This is a genomic window from Streptomyces sp. NPDC004561, assembly GCF_053602155.1.
In genome coordinates this window covers 1-6,477 of record NZ_JBSGDB010000475.1, presented here as the reverse complement: position 1 = coordinate 6,477, position 6,477 = coordinate 1, and the positions used below count along the sequence as shown (strand labels likewise).

6 protein-coding genes are annotated in these 6,477 nt (G+C 73.1%); 2 read left to right on the top strand and 4 right to left on the bottom strand.

The window, feature by feature from the left end:
• On the top strand, positions 1 to 1,494 hold a 1,494-nt coding region (locus ACWEN3_RS38195), incomplete at its 5' end, for a glycoside hydrolase family 3 protein (RefSeq protein WP_452980866.1).
• 37 nt (positions 1,495 to 1,531) lie between these two features.
• On the top strand, positions 1,532 to 2,908 hold the full coding sequence (locus ACWEN3_RS38190) for a hypothetical protein (protein WP_452980863.1): 1,377 nt from the start codon (positions 1,532 to 1,534) through the stop codon (positions 2,906 to 2,908).
• A gap of 54 nt (positions 2,909 to 2,962) precedes the next feature.
• Here the strand turns inward: ACWEN3_RS38190 and ACWEN3_RS38185 are convergent, their stop codons facing one another.
• From ACWEN3_RS38185 to ACWEN3_RS38170, 4 genes are all read right to left on the bottom strand, one after another.
• Positions 2,963 to 3,910, bottom strand: a complete 948-nt coding sequence (locus tag ACWEN3_RS38185) for an RNA polymerase sigma-70 factor (protein ID WP_452980860.1) — start codon at positions 3,908 to 3,910, stop codon at positions 2,963 to 2,965.
• Positions 3,907 to 4,845: an NAD-dependent epimerase/dehydratase family protein gene (locus ACWEN3_RS38180; RefSeq protein WP_452980858.1), complete on the bottom strand. Its 939-nt coding sequence runs from the start codon at positions 4,843 to 4,845 to the stop codon at positions 3,907 to 3,909. Before ACWEN3_RS38180 ends, ACWEN3_RS38185 begins: the two co-directional genes overlap by 4 nt.
• 79 nt (positions 4,846 to 4,924) lie before the next feature.
• Complete coding sequence (locus tag ACWEN3_RS38175; protein WP_452980855.1) at positions 4,925 to 5,560, bottom strand: LysE family translocator; 636 nt, start codon at positions 5,558 to 5,560, stop codon at positions 4,925 to 4,927.
• Positions 5,561 to 5,666: 106 nt separating this feature from the next.
• Positions 5,667 to 6,275, bottom strand: coding sequence for a YceI family protein (locus ACWEN3_RS38170; RefSeq protein ID WP_452980852.1), 609 nt, complete (start codon positions 6,273 to 6,275; stop codon positions 5,667 to 5,669).
• Positions 6,276 to 6,477 lie beyond the last annotated feature (202 nt).

Here is a 6,477-nt window from a genome sequence, read left to right as displayed (position 1 = left end):
GCCGACGGCCGGGACCTGAGCCGGAACGACAAGGTGCTCGCCACCGCCAAGCACTTCGTCGGCGACGGCGGCACGGCCTACGGCTCCTCCACGACCGGCACCTACACCACCGACCAGGGCGTCACGACCGTCACCCGGCAGCAGCTGGATGACATCCACCTGGCGCCGTACGGGACCGCCGTCCGGCGGGGCATCGGCACGGTCATGCCGTCGTACTCCTCCCTCGACATCGTCGGCGACGGCAAGGGCGCGGTGAAGATGCACGCCCGCGGCGACATGATCAACGGCGTGCTCAAGGACCGGATGGGCTTCGGCGGCTTCGTCATCAGCGACTGGAACGCCATCGACCAGCTCCCCGGCGACTACGCGAGCCACGTCCGCACGGCGGTGAACGCGGGCGTCGACATGATGATGGTGCCGTACACCTACAAGGACTTCAGCGCCACGCTCGCCGGCGAGGTCAAGGCGGGCCGGATCAGCGAGGCCCGGATCGACGACGCCGTCTCCCGCATCCTCACCAAGAAGTTCGAGCTGGGCATCTTCGAGCACCCCTACGCCGACACCGCCGGGGCCTCGGCCATCGGCTCCCCGGCCCACCGGGCGGTCGCCCGCAGGGCCGCGGCCGAGTCGCAGGTGCTGCTGAAGAACACCGGCGGGCTGCTGCCCCTGAAGAAGAGCGAGAAGGTGTACGTCGCCGGGTCCAACGCCGACGACATCGGCAACCAGACCGGCGGCTGGACCATGACCTGGCAGGGCTCCTCCGGGAACATCACCCCCGGCACGACCATCCTCCAGGGCATGCGCGCGGCGGGCGGCGACGTCACCTACTCCAAGGACGCCTCCGCCCCGACGGACGGCTACGACGTCGGTGTGGTCGTCGTCGGCGAGACCCCGTACGCCGAGGGCGTCGGCGACGTCGGCAACGGCCACGACCTCCAGCTCTCGGCGGCGGACAAGGCGGCCGTGGACAAGGTGTGCTCGGCCATGAAGTGCGCGGTGCTGATCGTCTCCGGCCGCCCGCAGCTCATCGGCGACCGGCTCGGGAAGATCGACGCCCTGGTGGCCTCCTGGCTGCCCGGCACCGAGGGCGAGGGCGTCGCCGACGTCCTCTACGGCGAGCGGCCCTTCACCGGGCAGCTCCCCGTCACCTGGCCGAAGTCCGAGTCCCAGCTGCCGATCAACGTGGGCGACCCGTCGTACGACCCGCAGTTCCCCTACGGCTGGGGCCTGACCACCCTGACCGAGGCGCCCGGGGGCGGGGCGGCCGCGCTGCGCACGCTCGCCGTGCGGGCGGCGGCGGCCGAGCGCGCCGGGGACGGCCGGGCTGGAAGCGCACTGGTCACCCGGGCCCGGCTGCTGGTCCAGCGGAAGGCGGGGGAGCGGATCACGGAGGCGATGGCGAAGCCCTTCGCCGACGCCGACCACCTGCTGCTGACCGGACGGTACGGGAAGGCGGTGGAGAAGCTGACGGAGGCGTACCGGGCGGCGATCTGAATGACCGGTTCTGGGAGGCTTCGGGTAGCTTCGAAGCATGAAGGCCGACGTGCGCACCCGAAGCCTCCCGGCGCTGCTGCTGGCCGTCCTCGCCCTGGTCCTGGCGACCGCGCTCGCCCCGGGGGCGAGCGCGGACACCGGTGTCTCCACCATCGCCCAGGCCCTGCGCAAGAGCCCGGTCTACGTCGACCCGGCGGCCTCCGCCCAGCTGTCGAAGGCGGACGCCGACACGCTCGCGAAACGGATCAGGACGGCGGACAAACCGCTGTTCATCGCGGTGCTCCCGGCCGGCTACCCGACCGGCCGGCTGTTCGCGGACCTGCGTGCCGCGACCGGCATCACGGGCCTGTACGGCATCCGGCTCGGCGACCGCTTCGACGCCCGGGCCGACCGCTCGGTGATGTCGCCGACGGCCCGGCAGAACCTGGTGAACAGCGTCCAGGGCGAGAACGCCCGGACCCAGCTCACCGACTTCACCGACCGCGCCCTGGCCAACATGGGCGGCCACGCCCCGAAGAGCTGGGGCGCCACGGGCGGCTCGGGCGGCGGTGCGTCGAGCATGGGCCTGATCGCGGTCGCCGCGGTCCTGGTGGCGGGCGGCGCCGGCGCCTACGCCCTGGTCCGCCGCAACCGCCGCCGCCGCGCCGAGGAGCAGCGGGCCGCGCTGGAGCGCCTGCGGGTGGTCGTGGACGAGGACATCACCGCCTTCGGCGAGGAACTGGACCGCCTGGACTTCCATCCGGCGGAACCGGGCGCCGACGACGGGATGCGCGGCGACTACGAGCGTGCCCTCGACGCCTACGAGACCGCCAAGCAGCGCATGGCCGAGGCGACGAAACCGGAGGACGTCCGCACGGTGACCCAGGCCCTGGAGGACGGCCGCTTCTCCCTCGCCCAGCTGGCCGCCCGCCGGACGGGCCGCCCGCTCCCCGAGCGCCGCCCGCCCTGCTTCTTCGACCCCCGCCACGGCCCCTCGGTCGCCGACGCCGCCTGGACCCCGCCGGGCGGCGCCCCGCGCGAGGTCCCCGTCTGCGCCGCCGACGCCACCCGCCTGGCCGACGGCCGCGATCCCGTCATCCGCGAGGTAGACACGGACTACGGGCGCCGCCCCTACTGGGACGCGGGCCCGGCCTACGGCCCCTGGGCCGGCGGCTACTTCGGCGGCGGCATCCTCCCCGGCCTGCTCGTCGGCACCCTGCTGGGCAGCGTGATGGCCACCCCCTCCTACGCGGCCGACTACGGCACCGGATACGGCGACTTCGGCGGCTACGGGGGCGACTTCGGCGGCGGTTACCAGGGCGGCGACGTCTCCGGCACGGACTTCGACCCCGGGGACTTCAGCGGCGGCTTCGGCGACGGCGGCGACTTCGGCGGCGGAGACGGCGGGGACTTCGGCGGCGGCTTCGGCAACTGAACCCCGGCCGGCGCCGCGGCCGCCCCCGCCCCGGCCGGTGTGCGGGCCCCGCCGTCAGCCGGGAGCCGGCTCGTCCGGCCAGCCCGCGGGCCGGCGCGTCAGGTTCGCCTCGCGCAGCACCGCCCAGGCGTCCGCCACCGGACCGAGGTGGACGAGCTTGTCGGGGTTGATGACCGTACGGATCGTCCGGATCCGCCCGTCGGCGATGTCGAGCGTCCAGGTGTTGACGACCCTGCCGTCCCGGTCGCGGAAGACCGCGCCCGGCCGGCCGTTCACCTCCCGCGGCTCCACGGCGCCGCCGATCCGCGTGAACGGAGGCAGGAGCGCGGCGAGCAGCCGGGCCACGCTCTCGGCGCCGGTGACGCCCGTGCCCCACCGCGGGGCCTTGCCGCCGCTGTCGCCGACCATGTCCACGTCGGCGGCGAGCAGCTCCCGCAGCCCGTCGACGTCACCCTTCCGGAAGGCGTCGAAGAAGCGCCCGGCGAGTTCCTCGCGCTCCTTGCGGCCGGCCTCGAACCGGGGCCGGCCCGCGTCCATGTGGCGCCGTGCCCGCGTCGCGAGCTGACGGCACGCGCCCTGCGACCGCCCCACCGCCGACGCGACCTCGGGGAACCCGAAGCCGAACACCTCCCGCAGCACGAACACCGCCCGCTCCAGCGGGCTGAGCCGTTCGAGCAGCAGCAGGGCCGCCGTCGACACCGAGTCGGCCAGCTCCGCCGAGCGCTCGGGATCGTCGTACGGGTCGTTCAGCAGCGGCTCGGGGAACCACGGCCCGGGGTACGCCTCCCGCCGGACCCGGGCCGAGCGCAGCACGTCGATCGAGATCCGGGTCACCACGGCCGAGAGGAACGCCTTCGCCGAGGCCGGCCGGGCCGCGGAGCCCTGGTAGCGCAGCCAGGTCTCCTGGACCGCGTCCTCCGCCTCGCTGACGCTGCCGAGGATGCGGTAGGCGATCGAGAACAGCAGCGGCCGCAGGGCCTCGAACTCCTCGGTCCGCGTCACGCCAGCTCCGCCTCGAAGCCCTGCCGCCACGACGGATGGCGCAGCTGCCAGCCGAGCTCCCGCTTGGCCTTGGCGTTCGAGAAGCCGCGGCCCTCGGTCATCATCACCACCGCCTGCTCCCCGGCCAGCAGCCGGGCCAGCCACCGGGGGATCCGCATCGGCGGCCTCGCCCCCGCGCAGGCGGCCAGATGCGGCAGCCACTCGCTCGCCGGGGCCGGCTCGTCGTCGACGATGTTGAACACGCCGTGCGCCTTCTGTTCCACGGCCAGCACGGTGGCGCTCGCCGCGTCGTCGAGATGCACCCACGAGCTGTACCCGGTGGCCCGTCCGACCAGCGGGTACTGCCGCTTGCGCACCAGCTCGACCTGGTCGTCGACGGCCCCCGGCCCGTAGAACGCGCCGTACCGCAGGGCCGCGCCACCGGAGCGCAGGACCACGTCCTCGACGTGGCGGAGCGCCACCATCCCCGCGTGCGCGGCCGTTCCCTCCAGCAGGTCCAGCGGGTCCTCCTCGGTCTTCACCCAGCCGCCCTCGCGCACGCCGTTCCAGCTCGCGTAGCTCTGCGCGACGACGTGCGGGACACCGGTCGCCTCGGCGGCGGCCAGCAGATGGTCCGTCCCCTCGGTGCGCAGCCGGTTGGTGAGGGCGAACCAGCGATCCGGGTGCTTCAGGTCGGGCTTGCCGGCGTGCGCCGTCGAGATCGCGGTCATCTGGTGCACGATCGCGTCCGGCCGCGCCTTCGCGACCGCCTCCCCTACCGACGCCGGGTCCAGCCCGTCCATCACGACCCCGTCCGCGCCCAGCCGCCGCAGCAGGCCCAGCCTCTCCGGGTTCGTCGTCGTCGCCGTGACCTGATGCCCCCCGGCCACGAGCCGCGGCACCAGCCGCTGACCCAGCACCCCGGCCCCGCCCGCCACGAACACCCGCATGATCATCACCCTCCGGATCGCAGAAGCCGTCCTCGCGATCTGAGACGAGACGGCCCCGCCGGGTGTGACACGCGCTTGGATCAGGTCAGTCGCCGAGCGCCAGTTTCAGCGCGAAGCCCGCGATGACGGTGGCGGTGACGCGGTCGAGGAGCCTGCGGGCCCTCGGCCTGCGCAGCCAGGCGCCGACGGCGGTGGCCGAGGCGACGAGGACCGTGGACCACACGAGGCCCAGGGCGATGTGCACGCAGGTCAGCAGGACGCCCGTGGAGAAGTGGGGTGCGCCGGGCGGGATGAACTGGGGGAGTACGGCGACGTAGAAGACGCCCACCTTGGGGTTGAGGAGGTTGGTCAGCGTGCCCTGGCGCCAGCCGGCCGCCAGGGAGTCGGCGCCGGTGAGGGACTCGGGCGCCGGGGCGTCCGGCCGCTCGCCGCGGAAGGTGGCGCGGATCATGCGCGCGGCCATCCACAGCAGGTACGCGGCCCCGGCCCAGCGAAGCGTCTCGTAGGCGAGGTGGGAGGCCGTGAGCAGGGCGGTGACGCCGAGCGAGGTGAGCGTTCCCCAGACGAGGGTGCCGGTCTGGATGCCGAGGACCACGCCCCACGCACGGGTGCGCCGGCCCAGCGCGGCGGTGCGGAGGACGAGGGCCGTGTCCAGGCCGGGGGTCAGGGTGAGGAGCCCTACGACGAGGGCGAAGGACCACAGTGCGGTGCTCATTGCCATGGAAGGTCATCTTCGCACGGACAGGCGAGTGCCCGCCCTCCCGTTCCCGGGTCGGCGGGCACACTCACACTGCGGGCGCCGGGCGGCCGGCCCGGCCGCCGGGGGCTCACGCGTTCTTGATCGCGGAGATGTCGAAGTTCAGCTTGATCTTGTCGGAGACGAGGACGCCGCCGGTCTCCAGCGCCGCGTTCCAGGTCAGGCCCCACTCGGAGCGCAGGATTTCGGCCTTGCCCTCGAAACCGGCGCGCTCGTTGCCGAACGGGTCCTTCGCGACGCCGTTGAACTCCAGGTCGATGCTGATCGGCTTGGTGACGCCGAGGAGGGAGAGGTCGCCGGTGATGCGGTAGTCGTCGCCGCCGAGGGCCTCCGCCTTGGTGGAGCGGAAGGTCATGGACGGGAACTCGTCGGCCTTGAAGAAGTCGGACGACTTCAGGTGGCCGTCGCGGTCGGCGTTGCCGGTGTCGATGCTCTCGATCTTGATGTCCAGCGTGGCGGTGGACTTGGTGGGGTCCGCGCCGTCCAGGTGGAGGCTGCCGGTGAAGTCCTGGAAGCCGCCCCGCACGTTGGTGACCATGGCGTGGCGGGCCACGAACTCGATCGTGGTGTGCGCCGGGTCGATCGTGTACTCGCCGGTCACGGCGGTCAGGTCGGGGCCGGCGGCGGCCGGGGCCTGGGTGTTCTCGGGGGTGCTGTCCTTGCGGCTGAAGATGCCCATGACGTCCTCCTGGAGGTCATCTGTTTAACGTTCAACGAACCCAACGGACTCGACCGTAGACCTATTCCGTTCGGTTTTCAACATCATCCGCAGAGTGTCTTCGTGATGACTTGAAGTCACGATATGGGGGCGCGGCGGGCCATCAGGGTGTTCCCGGGCGGTGTCGGGAGGCCGGCACCGCCCGGATTGGCCATGCTGGGCG